The sequence below is a fragment of the Nonomuraea sp. NPDC047529 genome (genome assembly GCF_040642995.1).
Taxonomy (GTDB): domain Bacteria; phylum Actinomycetota; class Actinomycetes; order Streptosporangiales; family Streptosporangiaceae; genus Nonomuraea.
On the sequence record NZ_JBEYTJ010000015.1, the window covers coordinates 38,244 to 55,555 of the forward strand.

Annotated in this window: 11 protein-coding genes; 7 read left to right on the plus strand and 4 right to left on the minus strand. The window is 72.1% G+C overall.

Translation table 11 applies throughout. The features are described from left to right. Positions 1 to 19: 19 nt before the first annotated feature. A complete protein-coding gene (locus tag ABZ815_RS23995) occupies positions 20 to 1,336 on the minus strand; it encodes an ROK family transcriptional regulator (RefSeq protein ID WP_357701403.1) in 1,317 nt (438 codons plus the stop codon). Positions 1,337 to 1,464: 128 nt separating this feature from the next. On the opposite strand from ABZ815_RS23995, the gene ABZ815_RS24000 reads away from it, so the two are divergent. Next, positions 1,465 to 3,696, plus strand: a complete 2,232-nt coding sequence (locus tag ABZ815_RS24000) for an FAD-dependent oxidoreductase (protein ID WP_357701405.1) — start codon at positions 1,465 to 1,467, stop codon at positions 3,694 to 3,696. An 18-nt stretch (positions 3,697 to 3,714) separates the two neighbouring features. Beyond that, the gene (locus ABZ815_RS24005; protein WP_357701407.1) at positions 3,715 to 6,684 is read left to right on the plus strand and encodes a glycoside hydrolase family 38 C-terminal domain-containing protein; all 2,970 of its coding nucleotides are present in this window, start codon (positions 3,715 to 3,717) and stop codon (positions 6,682 to 6,684) included. On the opposite strand, the gene ABZ815_RS24010 is transcribed toward ABZ815_RS24005, so the two are convergent. Next, entirely contained in the window at positions 6,665 to 7,699 is a 1,035-nt protein-coding gene (locus ABZ815_RS24010) for a LacI family DNA-binding transcriptional regulator (protein WP_357701408.1), read from the minus strand. The two genes, ABZ815_RS24005 and ABZ815_RS24010, sit on opposite strands and share 20 nt — an antisense overlap. Positions 7,700 to 7,909: 210 nt before the next feature. Between ABZ815_RS24010 and ABZ815_RS24015 the strand changes: the two genes are divergently transcribed. The 5 genes from ABZ815_RS24015 to ABZ815_RS24035 all read left to right on the plus strand — a co-directional run bounded on the left by ABZ815_RS24015 (position 7,910) and on the right by ABZ815_RS24035 (position 15,292). Continuing rightward, the gene (locus ABZ815_RS24015; RefSeq protein WP_357701410.1) at positions 7,910 to 9,289 is read left to right on the plus strand and encodes an extracellular solute-binding protein; all 1,380 of its coding nucleotides are present in this window, start codon (positions 7,910 to 7,912) and stop codon (positions 9,287 to 9,289) included. Then, entirely contained in the window at positions 9,273 to 10,160 is an 888-nt protein-coding gene (locus tag ABZ815_RS24020; RefSeq protein WP_357701412.1) for a sugar ABC transporter permease, read from the plus strand. The genes ABZ815_RS24015 and ABZ815_RS24020 overlap by 17 nt, the downstream gene beginning before the upstream one ends. Beyond that, positions 10,157 to 11,035, plus strand: a complete 879-nt coding sequence (locus tag ABZ815_RS24025; RefSeq protein WP_357701414.1) for a carbohydrate ABC transporter permease — start codon at positions 10,157 to 10,159, stop codon at positions 11,033 to 11,035. Before ABZ815_RS24020 ends, ABZ815_RS24025 begins: the two co-directional genes overlap by 4 nt. Before the next feature lie 4 nt (positions 11,036 to 11,039). Then, a complete protein-coding gene (locus ABZ815_RS24030) occupies positions 11,040 to 14,171 on the plus strand; it encodes a glycosyl hydrolase (protein WP_357701416.1) in 3,132 nt (1,043 codons plus the stop codon). Positions 14,172 to 14,290: 119 nt separating this feature from the next. Then, the gene (locus tag ABZ815_RS24035; RefSeq protein WP_357701418.1) at positions 14,291 to 15,292 is read left to right on the plus strand and encodes a LacI family DNA-binding transcriptional regulator; all 1,002 of its coding nucleotides are present in this window, start codon (positions 14,291 to 14,293) and stop codon (positions 15,290 to 15,292) included. A gap of 55 nt (positions 15,293 to 15,347) precedes the next feature. Here ABZ815_RS24035 and ABZ815_RS24040 read toward each other — a convergent pair whose 3' ends face one another. Next, positions 15,348 to 16,067, minus strand: coding sequence for a cupin domain-containing protein (locus tag ABZ815_RS24040; protein ID WP_357701420.1), 720 nt, complete (start codon positions 16,065 to 16,067; stop codon positions 15,348 to 15,350). Next, complete coding sequence (locus tag ABZ815_RS24045) at positions 16,064 to 17,020, minus strand: PmoA family protein (RefSeq protein ID WP_357701422.1); 957 nt, start codon at positions 17,018 to 17,020, stop codon at positions 16,064 to 16,066. Before ABZ815_RS24045 ends, ABZ815_RS24040 begins: the two co-directional genes overlap by 4 nt. Between the last annotated feature and the right edge of the window lie 292 nt (positions 17,021 to 17,312).

A 17,312-nucleotide genomic window follows, 5' to 3' on the forward strand; every position in this document is an offset into this window, starting at 1 on the left:
AGGTCGTGGATCTCGCGCATCACGAACCGCTCGGCCACCGCCGACCGGAGCAGCGGCAGGTAGTGGTGTGGGGGCCGGGCCCCGGCGGGCCCCCCGCACACCACCACCCCGGGGTCGGGCCCGTGGGCCCGGGGGGGGCTCGCGCGGGGGCGCCAACCCCCACCCCCGCCCCCCGCGCCCCGTGTTGGCGGTTGTGGTTGGGGGGGCGGCCGGACGCCCGGGGGGCCCCCCCCCCCACCACGAGCTCGGTGTCGAGCAGGTTGCCGATGGTGAGGATCGCGCGGGCGAGCCGCCGCCCGGACCGGCGCAGGATCTCCACCGCCCGCGCGTCGCCGTCGTCGGCCGCCCGGCACAGCGCGCCGAGCCGCCTGACCGCCTGGACGAGCTGCCCGTCCTCCGGCGTGGCGGGCAGGACGCCCGCCGCGACGGCCTCCTGGATGAGGAACAGCGGCGAGCAGGCGGTGCCCAGGCAGCCGCGCTGCCCGCACTCGCAGGGCGGCCCGTCGGCGTCGACGATCAGGTGTCCGATGTCGCCGGCGTTGCTGGACCGGCCGCGTACGACGATGTCGCCGCTGACCAGCCCCACCCCGACGCCGGTGCCCAGGTAGAGGAAGGCGAAGTCGCTGTTGCCCGTCGCGCCGCCGGCCCAGCGTTCGGCCACCGCGGCTGCGGTGACGTCCTTGTCGAGCACGATGGGCAGCCCGGTGGCCCGGTGCAGCCGGTCGACGAGCTCGACGCGGTGCCAGCCGGGCAGGTGGGGCGGGTCGACCATGGCTCCGCCCGCGATGTCCAGGGGGCCGGGCGCCGCGATGCCGAGGCCGAGCACCCGCTCGCGCTCGACGCCGGATCCGGCGAGCAGGACGTCGAGGGCCGAGGCCATGCCGGTCATGATGGCGTCGGCGTCCTGGGGGCTGGAGGTCTGCCTGCTGAAGTGGGCCACGAGGTTGCCGCCGAGGTCGAGCAGCACGTACGTGATCGTGGCCGGGTCGATGTGCACGCCGAGCGCGTAGCGGCTGGCGGGCACCAGCTCAAGGGTGCGGCGGGGCCGGCCGAACCCGGTCGTGGACGTGCCGGTCTCCGCGATGAGCCCCTGGTCGAGCAGCCGCTGGCAGACGTCCGACACGGTCTGCGCGGCGAGGCCCGTCTCGACGACCAGCTCCGCCCGCGAGCTCCCGGTCCGCGCGCGCCTGATCGCGTCGAGGACGACGGAGTCGTTGAAGTCCGCGACGTGTTCGAGGTTGGAGCCGCGCCGGAGCCCGGAGGAGCGGCCGGGCGGCCCGCCCTCGCGCCTGGCTGCCTTCCCGACCGTGGTCGACTCCCGCCTGGCTGCTGCCACTGATCCCCGTTCCCCTCGCTGTCGTCGCGCTCTGCGCCTACCTTAGCCAACCCGTCGTTGACTTATTCAAGACGTCGGAAATATTGTAGATCCGCTTTGCTTGATTCGACCCCAGAAAGTCGGCATCCATGATGCAGCTCGCACACGCCGCCGATGTCACCGTGGTCGGCGGCGGCCTGGCCGGAGTCACGGCCGCGGTGAGCGCCGCGCGCAACGGCGCGAAGGTGGCCCTGATCAACAACAGGGGAGTGCTGGGCGGCAACTCCAGCAGCGAGATCCGGGTGTGGGTGGTGGGCGCCACCGCGCACGGCGCGCAGAAGTTCGCCCGCGAGACCGGCCTGATGGGCGAGCTGTTCGCGGAGAACCAGTGGCGCAACCCGGAGGGCAACCCGATCCTTTGGGACCACGTCGTCCTCGACCTGGTACGCGCCGAGCCGAACATCACCCTCTTCCTCAACACCGAGGTCCGCGAGGTCGAGGCCGACGGCGAGGAGCATGACCGGGTGATCCGCTCGGTCACCGGCTGGCAGTCCGGCTCCGAGAAGCTGATCACGTTCGAGTCGCCGATCTTCCTCGACTGCACCGGCGACGGCCTGGTGGGCCTGCTCGCCGGCGCCAGGTTCGCCACCGGCAGGGAGGACCGCGGCGCGTACGGCGAGGAGTGGGCCCCCGAGGTGGCCGACGACGACATGCTCGGCAGCACGATCCTCTTCTACACCAAGGACACCGGCCACCCGGTCCGTTTCGTCCCGCCGGGCATCACCAAGGACATCGAGGCGTTCGACCTGCCGCTGCGCCGCCACATCGACCCCGGCATGAACGGCTGCGACTACTGGTGGATCGAGTGGGGCGGCGAGCTCGACGCGGTCGCCGACAACGAGCGCATCCGGGACGAGCTGTGGGGCATCGTCTTCGGCATCTGGGACCACATCAAGAACTCCGGCCGCTTCGAGGCCGACAACCTGACGCTGGAGTGGGTGGGCAGCCTGCCGGGCAAGCGCGAGTACCGCCGCTTCCTCGGCGACCACGTCCTGACCCAGCAGGACATCACCGGCCAGACCCGCTTCCCCGACGCGGTCGGCTTCGGCGGCTGGTCCATCGACCTGCACCCGCCCGGCGGCATCTACGCCGACGACAGCCCCTCCAAGCACCTGTTCGGCCCCGGCCTGTACGACATCCCGTTCCGCTGCCTGTACTCCGCCAACGTGCGCAACCTGCTGCTGGCCGGCCGCGACATCTCCGCCAGCCACGTCGCCTTCGGCAGCACCCGGGTGATGGCCACCTGCGCCGTCGTGGGAGAGGCCGCGGGCGCGGGGGCCGCGCTCGCCGTACGCAGGGGCGTGACGCCGCGCGAGATCACCGCCTCGCACATGGACGAGTTGCAGTCGATGCTCCTGCGGCAGGACGCCTCCCTGCTGGGCGTGCCCTGGCAGGACCCGTCCGACCTGGCGCTCAAGGCCGTGGTGACGGCGTCGTCCACGCTCACCCGCCTGGCGGGCGGCGCAGACGGCGAGCCGGAACCGTTCCCGATCGGCGAGGCCGACTTCGGGCTGCTGCTGCCCGCCGACCCGCGGATCGACGTCGTGCGGATCGGCGTCGACGCCGCCCGCGCCACCACCGCGACGGTCGAGCTGTGGGGCACGGGCGGCGGGCTGAACCACATCCCCGTGGAACCGCTCGCCCGGCGCGAGGTCCCGGTCGAGGCCGGGCGCGGCCTGCTGGAGGCCCGCTTCGACGACGTGCCCCCCGGCGGGGGCGAGGCGGTCGTGGTCGTCCGGCGGAACGCCGACCTCGCCGTCCTGGCCGGCGCGGGCCGCCCGCCGTACGGCGTCCTCGGGCTGCTCAGCAGGGAACCGGCGCTCGACACCGGCAAGCCGCAGAGCAACGCGTGGTCGGCCTTCGAGCTGCGCAGGCGCACGCCGCGGTTCGAGGTCGAACCCGCGACCGCCGCCTACCGGCCCGAGCAGGTCGCGGGCGGGCCGGCCAGGCCGTACGACGGGCCCAACCTGTGGGTCTCCGAAGGCGGCGGCGAGCAGCACGTCGAGCTGCGCTGGAGCGAGGAGCGGACGATCGGCCGGGTGGAGCTGATCTTCAACGACGACGTCGACGAGGACCTGATCAACCTGCATCACCACCGTACGCCGTACCTCGTGCCGCCGGAGCTGGTGAAGGACTACCGGATCGAGGTGGAGCGCACGGGCGGCCGGGAGACGGCCGTGTCCGTCACCGGCAACCGGATGCGGCGCCGGGTCCACGTGCTTGACCCCGCCACGCGGGCGGGCGCCCTGCGGGTCGTCGTCACGGCGACCAACGGCGACGAACGAACCATGATCGTCGCCGTGCGGGTCTTCGAAACCTGACTTTGGAGAGAGTGCATCGTGCATGACAACCGTTTGATCGTCGAGGGACGGCTGGAGCGTTTCGTCCAGCAGTTCCTGCCCGGCGCCCTCTACCGGGAACGGCGGCCCCTCGCCGTCGAGGCGTGGAACGTGCCGGGCGAGCCGGTGCCCGCACCGGTGGCGTTCGCGGCCGGCTACCAGCCGGTCACGCTGCCGCACTCCTGGGGCGACCCATGGGGCACGACCTGGTTCCACGTGACCGGCCGCGTGCCGGAGGAGATTCCCCCGGGCACCCGGCTGGAGCTCGTCGTCGACCTGGGCTTCTCCGGGCCGCGTCCCGGGTTCCAGGCCGAGGGGCTCGCGTACCTGCCCGACGGCACGCTCATCAAGGCCGTGGCGCCGCGCAGCTCCCACCTGCCGTGGGACCCGGCCCGGCCGTCCATCGACCTGTACGTGGAGGCGGCGGCGAACCCGGAGCTCGCCGGCGAGAACACCTACGAGCCGACGCCGCTGGGCGACCGGGCGACGGCGGGCAGCGGGCCGCTCTACACGGCCAGGGCGTTCGACGTGGCGCTGCTGGACGTCGGGGTGTGGGAGCTGGCGCAGGACATCTGGACGCTGGACGGGCTGATGCGCGAGCTGAGCCCGGACTCGGCGCGCCGCTGGGAGATCCTGCGGGCGCTGGAGCGGATGCTCGACGCCGTCGACCCCGCCGCCGTCTCGGCGACCGCGGCGGCCGGACGCGCGGCGCTGGCCGGGGTGCTGGCCAGCCCGGCCGCGGCCAGCAGCCACCGGATCGTCGCCGTCGGGCACGCCCACATCGACTCGGCCTGGCTGTGGCCGGTGCGCGAGACGATCCGCAAGTGCGCGCGCACGTTCGCCAGCGCGGTGACGCTCATGGACGAGCACCCCGAGTACCGCTTCGCCTGCTCCTCCGCCCAGCAGCTGGCCTGGGTGAAGCAGTATTACCCGGCGCTGTTCGAGCGCATCAGGAAGAAGGTGGCCGCCGGGCAGTTCATCCCGGTCGGCGGCATGTGGGTCGAACCCGACATCAACATGCCCGGCGGCGAGTCGCTGGCCCGCCAGTTCCTGTACGGCAAGCAGTTCTTCCTGAAGGAGTTCGGCGTGGACACGCTGGAGGCGTGGGTGCCGGACACCTTCGGCTACTCGGCCGCGCTGCCGCAGATCATCGCCGCCTCCGGCAGCCGCTGGTTCCTCACCCAGAAGATCTCCTGGAACCAGGTCAACCAGATCCCGCACAGCACCTTCCTGTGGGAGGGCATCGACGGCACCCGGATCTTCACCCACTTCCCGCCCGCCGACACCTACATCTCCGAGCTGTCCGGCGCCGAGCTCGCCCACGCCGCGCGCAGCTACAAGGAGAAGGGCGTGGCCGGGACCTCGCTCGTGCCGTTCGGCTGGGGTGACGGCGGCGGCGGCCCGACCCGCGAGATGCTCGCCGCCGCCGAGCGGCTCGGGTCACTGGAAGGCTCGCCGGTGGTGACGATCGACTCGCCCCAGGCCTTCTTCGAACGCGCCGAGGCCGAGTACGAGAGCCCGCCGGTGTGGTCGGGCGAACTCTACCTCGAACTGCACCGCGGGACCCTGACCAGCCAGCACCTGACCAAGCAGGGCAACCGCCGCAACGAGCACCTGCTGCGCGAGGCCGAGCTGTGGGCCGCGACCGCCGCCGTCCGCGAGGGGGCCGCCTACCCCTACGACGAGCTGACCGGCAGCTGGCACACCGTGCTGCTGCAGCAGTTCCACGACGTGCTGCCCGGCACCTCGATCGCCTGGGTGCACGACGAGGTCGAGCAGAACGACGCCCGCCTGCGGGAGAGCCTGGGCCGCGTCATCGACGAGAGCGTACGCACCCTCGTCGGCGAAGGCGACCTGGAGCTCGCCACGGACGGGCTCGGCATCCGGGAGCCCGCCGCGCACCCGGCGGACGTCTCCCTCACCGAGGAGGACGCCGGATTCGTGCTCGACAACGGGCTCGTCCGGGCCGTGATCGACCGCCGGGGCCACCTGGTGTCGCTGCGCGACGCCGCGACCGGCCGCGAGGCGATCGCGCCGGGAGCGGCGGGCCACCGGCTGGTGCTGCACCGCGACATCCCCAACGAGTGGGACGCCTGGGACATCGACGAGCACTACCGCCGCGTCTCCCGCGACGTCGACGAGGTCGAGAGCCTGGAGACCGGCGCCGGTGAGGTCGTCGTCACCCGCCGCTTCGGCGACTCGACGATCAGGCAGACGCTGCGGCTGCGCCCCGGATCGGCCGCGCTCGACCTGGCCTGCGAGGTCGACTGGCACGAGCGCCACGCCCTGCTCAAGCTCGTCTTCCCGCTGGACGTGCACGCCGACAGGTTCGCCGCCGAGACCCAGTTCGGCCACGTGTACCGGCCCACGCACACCAACACCTCCTGGGACGCCGCCCGCTTCGAGGTGTGCGCGCACCGCTGGATCCACGTCGGCGAGCCCGGGTACGGCGTGGCCATCGCCAACGAGTCGACGTACGGCCACGACGTGGTGCGGCACACCCGCCAGGACGGCGGCACGACCACGACGGTCGGCCTGTCCATGCTGCGCGGGCCGATGTTCCCCGATCCCGGATCCGACCTCGGCAGGCACACGCTCGCCTACTCGATCAGGCCGAACGCCGGCATCCGCGAGGCCGTCGCCGAGGGGTACCGCGCGAACGTGCCGGCGCGTGCCGTGCGCGGGGCGCGGGAGGTCGAGCCGCTGGTACGGGTCTCACACCCGGCCGTGATGGTGGAGGCGGTCAAGCTCGCCGAGGACCGCAGCGGCGACGTGATCGTCCGCCTGTACGAGTCGGAGGGGACCAGGGCGTCCGTGCGCGTCGAGTGCGTCGGGGACGCGCGCTTCGTGGACCTGATCGAACGCGACGTCGAGCCGCCCGCGGGGGCCGAGTTCGAGCCGGGGGCCGTGTCGCTGACGCTGCGCCCGTTCCAGCTCGTCACCCTGCGCTTCACAGCAGCTGGTCGATGAACTCCAGGAGGGTGGCGAGGTCGGGGGCGGCCTGACCGCCCGCGGTCGTGCGGCCGACGACGAGCTTCGGCGCGAAGTCGGCCGCCGTGCCGGGCGCGATCAGGTGTCGCGCCGCCGCGTCGCCGAGCGCGGGCAGGTTGGGGTCGATGGTCGTCAGGAACCCCGACCTGCGCTGCGGCGGGTCCATGGAGAAGTGGTCGTGGCCGACCAGCGCGACGTCCTCGGGGATCCGCAGGCCGTGGGCGCGCAGGCCGACGTAGGCGCCGTAGGCGATGAAGTCGTTGGCGCAGAAGATGGCGTCGACGTCGGTGCCCGCCTCGATCAGCCGGTTGACGGCCTGGAGGCCCCACGCCTTGGACCAGTCGCCGAAGATCGGCTCGACCGGGTGCCCGGCGGCGGCGAGGGTCTCGACGAACCCGCGTGTGCGCAGCTCGGCGCCCCTCTCGCTGCCCTCCCCGATGTGCGCGATCCTCGTCCTGCCGAGTGACAGCAGGTGCTCGGCGGCCAGCCGCCCCGCGCCGTGGTCGTCGGGCAGGAACGAGACGTCGGCCGGGTCGTCGGACTCGCAGAAGGCGTAGGCGACGGGGCAGGACAGCCGGTCGGAGACGGACGGGTAGAGGCCCGACGGCCCGGACCCGATGACCAGCACGGCGTCGACGTGGCGGGCCTCCAGCGCCCGGACGAACTGGGAGCGCCGCTGGTCGCTCTCGGCGGCGTCGCACACGAGCGTGGCCAGCCCGGCCGCGGCCAGCCTGCGCTCGGCGCCGCGCAGCACCATGCTGCTGAAGATCTCCGAGGCGTCCTCGATGATGATCCCGACCAGCTCGCTCCGCCCCCTGGCGAAGGACTTGGCCAGGGCGTTGGGCCGGAAGTCGAGGCGTTCCACGGCGTCGTGGATGCGCCTGCGGGTCTCCTCGGAGGCGCGTCCGGTGTTGTTGAGCACCTTCGACACCAGCGACACCGAGACCCCGGCGGCAGCGGCGACGTCCGCGAGGGTTGTGGCCTTGCGCGCCATCAGTTCCTTCCCTCCCGGTGACAACAGGTTACTTCCACGTTTCTCCGGACTCTTGACAAAGTACCAGGATCAGCAAGACCATGGCGATGGTCAACCGGTTGACCATCGCCATGAAATCCGCCGGCACGCCACTGCTGCCCGCGTGAGCCCCCAGCGGTCACGACACCGCCCGAGCTCGATCGCCACCATGCCCGCAAAGAGGGATTCGTCATGCTGCATCACAAGAACTGGCGGCTCGCCGGTATCGCGATGACCGGAATCATAGCTCTCACCGCCTGTTCGTCCGGACGTCCCGAGGCCGGGGCGGACCCGGACGCCAAGGTGACGATCCACGTCGGCAACATGCCCACCAAGGACAACGCCGACAATCTCGCCCTGTTCGACAAGCAGGTCGCGGCCTTCCAGAAGCTCCACCCGAACATCACCGTGGTGGGCGAGGAGACCAAGTTCGACCCGCAGACGTTCGCCGCCCTCGTCGCCGGCGGCTCGATGCCCACCACGATGCAGGTGCCGTACACCAACATCCAGCAGCTCGCGCTCAACGGCCAGGTACGCGACATCACCGACCTCGTCAAGGGCGACGTGGTGCTCTCCAAGCTCAACCCGGCCGTCGCCAAGCAGACGCAGAACGCGGAAGGCCGCACCTTCGGCGTCGTCTCGGCCGCGTACACGATGGCCTTCATCTACAACAGGGCGCTGTACGAGAAGGCGGGCCTCGACCCCGACGCCCCGCCGAAGACCTGGGACGAGGTGCGCGCCAACGCCAGGGCGATCGGCAGGTCGAGCGACGCGGCCGGCTTCACGATCGCGACCACGACGAACTCCGGCGGCTGGATCCTCACCACGATGGCCTACGCCAACGGCAGCGCCATCCAGCGGCGCGAGGGCGACACCGTCACGTCCACGATCGACGCGGCCGGCGTGAAGGACGCGCTGACCCTCCTGCACGACGTCCGATGGACCGACCAGGCGGCGGGCAAGAACTTCCTGCTGAGCCAGGACGACATGCGCAACTCCATCGCCGCCGGCCGGATCGGGCAGACCGTCCTCGGCGCCGACCTCTACCGCGACCTCGTCGGCAACCGCGACATGCCCGGCGACGACCTGGGCATCGCGCCGCTCCCGCAGTCGGCCACCGGCATCGGCACGCTGGGCGGCGGCGACATCGCCGTCGTCAGCCCCAAGGCCGCCCCGAGCGAGGCGGCCGCCGCGCTGGAGTGGGTGAAGTTCCGGTACCTGAACCGCTTCCTCGACCAGCGGGCCGCGGTCGAATGGGCCGAGACGTCCAAGGCGGGCGGCCTGCCCGTGGGCGCGCCCGAGGTGCCGCTGTTCTCGCCGGAGATCTACGACCGCTACCTGACCTGGGTCTCCGCCTACGTCAACGTCAAGCGGGACAACTACCGGGCCTACTTCGACAGCCTGGGCAAGCTGCCCATACTCGGCGAGCCGCCCGTGGCCGCGCAGGAGACGTACGCGCTTCTCGACGCCGTCACCCAGCAGGTCCTCACCAAGCAGGACGCCGACATCCCGGCGGCGCTCACCCAGGCCCGGACGGACGCGCAGGCGCTGATCGATGCCGCCGCTCAGTAGGTGGACCCAGCGCGGTGGCCTCGGCAAACTTCTGTTCACCGCGCCCATGCTCATCGTGTTCGGGCTGTTCTCGTGGTGGCCGATCCTGCGCAGCCTGGTCCTCAGCTTCCAGCGCACCAACCTGGTCACCGACCCGACCTGGGTCGGGCTGCGCAACTTCAGCAGGGTGCTCGCCGACCCGCTGCTGGCCACCGCGGCCTGGAACACCGTGTGGTTCACCGTGCTGGCCCTGGTCGTCGGCTTCCCCGTGCCGGTGCTGCTCGCCGTGTTCATCGGGGAGCTGCGCCGGACCAGGACTATCGCCAGCGTGCTCGTCTACGTGCCGATCATCATCCCGCCGGTCGTGGCGGTGCTGCTGTGGAAGCAGCTCTACGATCCGAGCGAGCACGGCCTGCTCAACACCGTGGCGGGCTGGGCCGGGCTGGGGCCCTTCCCCTGGCTGCAGAGCGCCGAGACGGCGATGCCCAGCATCGTCGTGCAGGCGACGTGGGCGGGCTTCGGCACGACGACGATCATCTACGTCGCCGCGCTGATGTCGGTGCCGCCCGAGCTCTACGAGGCGGCCGAGCTCGACGGCGCCGGGGTGCTGCGCCGGGTGTGGCACATCACGCTGCCGCAGTTGCGCCCGGTCATCCTGCTCATGCTGATCCTCCAGGTGATCGGCACGTTCCAGGTGTTCACCGAGCCCTACGTCATGACCGGCGGCGGGCCGGACAACAGCACGGTCACGCTGCTCATGCTGATCTTCAAGTACGCCTTCGTCGCCGGCGACTTCGGCAAGGCGACGGCCCTGAGCCTGATGCTCGCCGTCTTCCTCACCGCCCTGTCCGCGGTGTACCTGCGAGCCACGAGGGGGTGGAAGCGTTCATGAACGAGCGTGGCATCCTGTCCAGCGGCGAACGCCGCAGGCCGGCGACCCGCGTGGTGTTCACCGGACTGATCGTGGCCGTGCTCGCCTGCCTCGCGGTCGTCGCGGCCGGGCCGATCCTCTGGCTGGCCAAGTCGGCGGTGTCGACCTCGCAGGACATCCTGCGCGACCCGTTCGGCTGGTGGCCGAGCGGGATCCGGTGGGACAACCTCGTCAGGGCGTGGAACGGCATGGACATCGGCCGGGCCCTGGCCAACACGGTCTGGATCGCGGCCGGCAACTGGTTCTTCGGCCTGCTGGTCGCGCTGACCGGCGGCTACTCCCTCGCCATCCTGCGGCCGAGGTACGCCGGGGTCGTCTCGGCCGCGGTGATGGCCACCCTGTTCATCCCGGGCGTCGTCTCCCTCGTGTCGCTGTACCTGACCGTGATCGACGTGCCGGGCGTCGGGGCCAACCTGATCGACAGCTACTGGGCCGTCTGGCTGCCCGCCGCCGCGCACGCCTTCAACGTGCTGCTGGTGAAGAACTTCTTCGCCGAGCTGCCGAAGGAGGTCTTCGAGGCGGCCAAGGTCGACGGGGCCAACTCCTTCGAGGTGTTCCGGCGCATCGTGCTGCCGATGTCGCGGCCGATCATCGCCGTCGTCTCGCTGCTCACGCTGGTGTCGGCCTGGAAGGAGTTCCTGTGGCCGCTCCTGGTGCTGCCCTCGCCCGATCTGCAGCCGCTGTCCGTCGTCCTCTACAAGATCTCGGCCACCGCGGAGACCAGCACGCTCGTCGCCGCCATGTTCATCGCGGTGATCCTCCCGCTGGTCTTCTTCCTGCTGTTCCAGAAGCAGTTCCTCCGGAGCGCCGGCCGAGCCGGCGCGGTCAAGGGGTGACCCGATGAAAACACTGTCCGCGCTCCTCCTCCTCGCCACCGCGTTAGCCGCCCCGAAACTCCCGTACTCCAACACCTTCGACCCGTGGGCCATCAGCAGGAGCGGCTCGGCCGAGGTCGCCTTCACCGCCACCGCCCAGGGCCACACCGGGTCCGCGGTACGCATCGTCAACCAGACTCCGAGCAGCCCGAACACCTACGGGCAGCTCGCCCAGACCGTGCCGGTCAAGCCGGGCACGCTCTACCGGTTCACCGCCTGGGTCGCCTCGGAGGGGCTGTCGAAGGCGGCCGCGCTGCAGGCGGTGCTGAGCCCGGACAGCAGCCGGCGCTTCAACTTCCCGATGGGCGCCTACGACTGGCGCCAGGTCTCCTGGACCTACACCACCCTGGCCACCCAGACCAGCTTCTCCCTGCGCATCATCTCCCAGGACGTGACCCCCGGCGTACGGCTGGACGACCTGACCATGACCGAGGACGGCACCGCGCAGATCCTGCTGGCCAACCCCGGCTTCGAGGAGCACTCCACCTACTTCGGGGTCATGAACGACTCCCTGCTCTTCGACCCCGGCCAGGCCGCGCTGGAACTGTTCACCGACGCCCGGGACCCGGCCCCCGCCCCCTGGGCCGTCCAGGACGCCCGGGGGACGCAGGTCGCGAGCGGCACGGCCGCCTTCACCGGCGGGAACAGCGTGGTGAACCTCGCCTCGCTGCCCAACGGCTTCTACACCTTCACCTCGGGCACGCTGAGCACGAGCTTCGGCATCGTCCCGTCGATGCCCGCCGCCGCGGCCGACTCGCCGTTCGGGGTCGGGCTGCACGGCTACGAGCAGGAGCTCGTCGACGGCATCGCGCGCATCGGCTACACCCACTCGCGCAACGACGTGGGCTGGTCCGCGGTCGAGAAGCAGGCGGGCGTCTACACCTTCGACCGCTACGACGCCGGGTTCGCCGCGCTGGACGCCGCCGGGATCGAGCCGCTGCCGATCTCGGCCTACCGCAACCCGCTCTACGACGGCAACCGTACGCCGAGCTCGCCCGAGGGCCTGGCCGCCTACGGACGCTTCACGGCCGCCGTCAACCAGCACTTCGCGAGCTACACCCGGGCGACCGAGGTCTACAACGAGTTCAACATCAACTTCAACGACGGCCTGTGCGGCCGGACGCCCGCCTGCTACGCCCAGCTCCTCCAGGCGGCCGCCGCGGTCAAGCCGCAAGGAGCGCGGCTGGTGGGCCCGGCGATCTCCGGCGCCTCGGCCGACTACGTGCGCCAGGTGCTCGAACAGGGCGGCGCGGACGCGCTGGACGCGGTGTCCGTCCACCCCTACCGCCACCCCACGCCGCCCGAAGGCATGGACACGCAGATGGCGTCGCTGAGCCAGACCATCGACGCCGCCGCCGGCCGCTCGCTTCCGCTGTGGCTCACCGAGTACGGCTGGCCGACCCACACCGCGGGCGGCACGACCGACGCCATGCAGGCCGACTACCTGGTCCGCTCGGCGGTGCTCTCCCTGGCCGGCGGCGCCGACCGCCTCTACTGGTACGACGCCCGCGACGACGGCACCGATCCGAACAACCAGGAGCACAACTTCGGCGTCTTCGAGGTCCGGCGCGCGACCGCCCGCTACGCCGCCGAGCCCAAGCCGGCCGCGGTCGCGCAGGCGGTGATGGCGGCCGAACTCGCCGGGCGCACGATCACCCAGCGGGACACGCTGGACGCGACCACGTACTCCTTCCCCTTCAGGAGCGCCGCGGGCGACGACCTCGTCCGCGTCATGTGGGCGTCGGACGGCCCGAGGACCGTGACGATGCGGACCGCCCAGCCGCTCACCCTCACCGACCAGTACGGCGTGCCCGCCACCCTCACCCCGCACGCCGGAGCCGTCCAGGTGACCCTGACCGAGCACCCGGTCTACGTCAGGGGCCAGGTCGACTCCCTCGTCCTCGACCCCGCGCCCGCGATCACACTGAGGACGTCGCCGACCGTCGCCGACGGCGAGGGCATCGAGGTGCGCGCGGTCGTCGACCGCACCGGCCGCAACTGCCGCGCCGTCCCCGCCAAGGTGACGATCACCCTGGACGGGCGGCGCCACGACGTCAAGGTCAAGGGGTGCGGCACCGCCGAGACCGTCTTCGACCTCCCCGCCCCCGCGGGCGGCAAGGCGAGCTGGGTCACCGGCTGGGCCGCGACCGGGCACGAGAAGGTGGCACGGCTGGCGACACCGACGATCAGGGTCACCACCCCCGTGGTCGCCGCCGTGGGGGTCGACCTCGTCCGCGACGGCGGCTACCGGGCGCGGGCGTCCGTTTCGCTGGCCAACACCTCCCGCAGGACCCCGGTGACCCTCGACGGCCTCACCTGGACCCTCGGCGAGCAGTCGGGCACGATCGCCGACACCACCACGCTGCAGCCCGGCGAGCAGGTCGCGCACACCATCCCGCTCCCGTCGCTGCGGGTGTGGGAGCAGGGCTACCTGGAGGTGTCCATCGGGCTGCGCGGCCGTGACGCCCTCCGGTTGCGGCAGTCCGTCGGCGCGGGACCCATCGAGCCCGACACCGCCACCACGGCCGCGCCGATCGACCTGGCGGCCGACGCGACCTGGTTCCGCTACACCGCCGACTGGGGCGGGGCCGCCGACCTCGGTGGTCCCGTGCGGATCACCCAGACCCCGACGGGGCTGCGTGTGCAGGCGACGGTCCAGGACGACGTGTTCACCCAGAAGAACCCGGCGGGCAACCTGTACAACGGCGACTCCATCCAGCTCTCCCTGTCGCCCGCGCTCCCCGGCGCCTCCACCGAACGCACCGAGATCGGCCTGGCGCTGACGCCCGACGGGCCGGCCGCCTACACCTTCGCCGCCTTCGGCATCGCGATCACCGGCCCGACCCCGACGGACCGGCTCGCGGTGACCCGGACGGGCACCACCACGACCTACGACGTGGTGCTGCCCTGGCAGAGCCTGGGACTCAACGGCCCTCCGGCCGGGGTGTTCGCGCTGTCCCTGCTGGTCAACGACGACGACGGCCCCGGCAGGAAGGGCTATCTGGAGTGGTCGTCCGGCATCGGCCACAGCAAGGACACCGGGCGGCACTTCCCCGTACGACTCACCAGCGGGCTCCAGGGGTCGTCCGGCTCCTGAGGCCCGCCCCTTCCTCCGCGAGGGCCCGGGACGACGACGAGGTGATCGATCACTTCGTCGTCGCCCGGCGAACGGGCGACCGGCTAGGCTGTGACGCGCAGCGCGAGGAGAGGGGGCCCTTGGACGAGGCCGAGACGCCGCGCCTCACGATCCACGAGGTGGCCCGGCGCGCGGGCGTGTCGCACCAGACGGTCTCCCGATACTTCAGGAAGAACGAGACCCTGAGACCGGCGACCCGCGCCAAGATCGACCTGGTCGTCCAGGAGCTCAACTACCGGCCGAACCTCGTCGCGCGTTCCATGCGCACGCGGCACACGAACCGGCTGGCGGTCACCCTGCCCGCCTCCGACTACCTGTGGCCGGCGCGCATGCTCCGCGCCGCCGCGGCCGCGGCGCACGCCGAGGGCTTCCAGCTGGAGGTTCTCAGTGTCGAGGGAGATCCGCGGGCCAGGGCGGAGCGGGTGCTGGAGCTGGCCGGTTCCGGGCAGGTCGAGGGCGTTCTGTCGCTGACGCCTCTGGAGACCGATCTCGCCGCCTCGCCGGTGCCCATCGTCGTCACGGGCGACTACGACGACCACCTGCGCGGGACGAACGAGCTGGCGGACGCCTCCCCGGTCGAGGAGATCATCGACTGTCTCGCCTCGCTCGGCCACCGGGTCTTCTTCCACATCGCGGGCGCGCAGAGCTGGGCCTCGGCCCGCAACCGCAAGCTCGTCTTCGAGCAGACGATCGAGCGCCGCGGGCTCACCTCGTACGGCGTCGCGCTCGGTGACTGGAGCTCCCGGTCCGGCCATGACGCCGTTCGCGGTCTGCCCGACGGCTGCGGCGTGACCGCCATCGTGGCCGTGAACGACCACGTGGCGATGGGGGCCGTACGCGCGGCGCTGTCACGGGGCTGGCGGGTCCCGGGCGACGTCAGCGTGTTCGGCTGGGACGATGAGGAACTGGGACGTTTCGCCACCCCCTCACTGTCCACCGTGGCGGTCGACCGGGAAGTGCAGGGGCGGGAGGCGATGGCCCGGCTCATCGCGGCGGTGCGCGGCGAGCCCGCGCCGCCTCCGTCCGACCGGTCGATCAACCGGGTCATCGTCCGCGAGACGGCCGGTCCGGCGCCCGCCTGAGAGACCGGCCCGCACGGCGGCGCCGATCCGGCCACAGGACCCGCCGGCCGCCCGATCAGGGACGCGGCGCCCACGTGCGCAGCCGGCCGCACATGCCGAACGCGCGAGGGCCCGGCCCGGGCGCGGTCCGCACCACGGCGGCCTGCCCGAGATGGGCGGCATCACCACCCGCGAGCGCGTCGAGCTGTGACCCCGTGCGCTCGGTCTCGGCGGCGACGGTCCCGTCCCACAACTCCTTCCAGGACGCGACCCGGGGGCGCACGATCGCCGCCGCCAGCCGATGGAAGTCCGCCAGCGCCTGCCCGCCGCGCTCCTCGGCGTCCGCCACCAGTCGCCGGAACCCGGCGACCGCCAGGTCCCTGCGGGCCCATGCGGCCGCCGCCCGTTCGTCCTCCGAAACCCCCACCGGCAGCGTCGCCGCGGCGAGGTAGGCGTCGCGGTCGCGCAGGACGTCGGCGGGGAAGGTGAGCACGGCGTCCCCGGCCTCGGGCAGGCCCGCGTTCTGCATGATCACCAGCAGCCGGAGCCCGTCCTCGTTGACCAGGCGGTGAATCGTCCCGGGCGAGAACCACAGGACCGTGCCCGCTTCGAGCCGGTCGCGGGCGAAGCCGGCGGCACTGAGGGTGTGCACCTCCCCGCGGCCCGCGGTCACGACGTACGCCTCGGTCGAGACCGTGTGCAGGTGCGGCGTGCCGCCGTGCACACCGTCGGCGCACTCCCAGTCGTAGACCGCCAGATCGCTGATCGAGGTGCCGCCGGGGAACAGCGGGGTCACAGCGCGAACTCCGTGCCGAGTTCGTCGAGCTCGGCACGGTCGCACATGTGGTCGACGAAGACGTAACGGTGCGCGAGTTCGAGGGTGTCGCCGTCGGCCAGAGCGATCTCCTCGTCGAAGGAGGGGGAGGGGCTGATCACGGCGAACGCCTCGTTGCGGACGAACCACTTGATCGGCGCCGGCGCGCTGGAGTGCCCGGCGACGGCCAGCACGGTCCCGCCGCCGTCGATCCCGTCGTGCTGCCCGACCATGGCCAGCCACGGTGCCTCGACGCCCATCATCTCCTCACCGCCCAGACCGCCGGCGCCGATGATCGTGCCGCCGGTCCAGGACCTGGGGCCGCGCCAGAAGTAGCCCGCGTACCCGGCCATCGGCCGGCCGTGCGTGGTGGGGCTGCCGAAGTCGAGCGTGGCGCCGCGGACGTTGTGCAGCGACGTGGTGAAGTCCAGGGCCCAGATGCCGCGCGCGCCGTCCACGCCGTGGAAGACCTGGCGGCGCTGCTCGGTGATCCAGTGCTCGCCCCGGGCCGAGAGCCAGTGCAGGCTCTCCTCGACCACGACCCGCGTGCCGTCGGAGGTGACGTCGGTGAAGGCGAGGTGGTTGATGTGGCCGTGGTTGTCCTCCCAGTGGTAGTCGCGCTCCACCGAGAAGGTCGGGCCGCCCCAGAAGTTCTGCCCCGACAGGTGCGCCCAGGTCATCTGCAGGCCCTTGTGCCAGCGGTGGTCGTGCGGCCGGTAGACCGACATGGGCGCGCCCGACAGGCTGCGGATGGGGTGCAGGTAGGGCTTGGGGGACTCGGCGTCGGGAGCGTCCGGCTGGTGGACGTACCGGGCGATCCGCACGTCGCCGGCGGTGATGGCGAGGGAGTCGTCCTCTTCGCGGACGGCGAGCGTGGTGTCGGGCGTGGTGTCGGGCGTGGTGTGGGGCGTGGTGTGGGGCGTGGTGTGGGGCACGGGGCGGGTCCTTCTGCTGGGAGCGGGCGGCGCGTGGCCGCCGCCCGGGGGAGTGCATGGCCGGACCGCCGCTCCCGGTCTTCCGTCGGCCGCGCCACGAAGCCTCGGGGGGAGGGACCAAGAGTGATCGATCACTTTTTGCTTGATCAAGCTATGCCGACCGCCCCTCGGGGTCAAATCTCTGCGTGCTCGTCCCGATCGCTCACGGGTGGCAGCGCACTGCGGCGGAAGCGTTCGTGACGGTCAGGCAGGCCAGGCGCAGAGCCGCCGGCGACCGTCGCGCCGGTCGCGA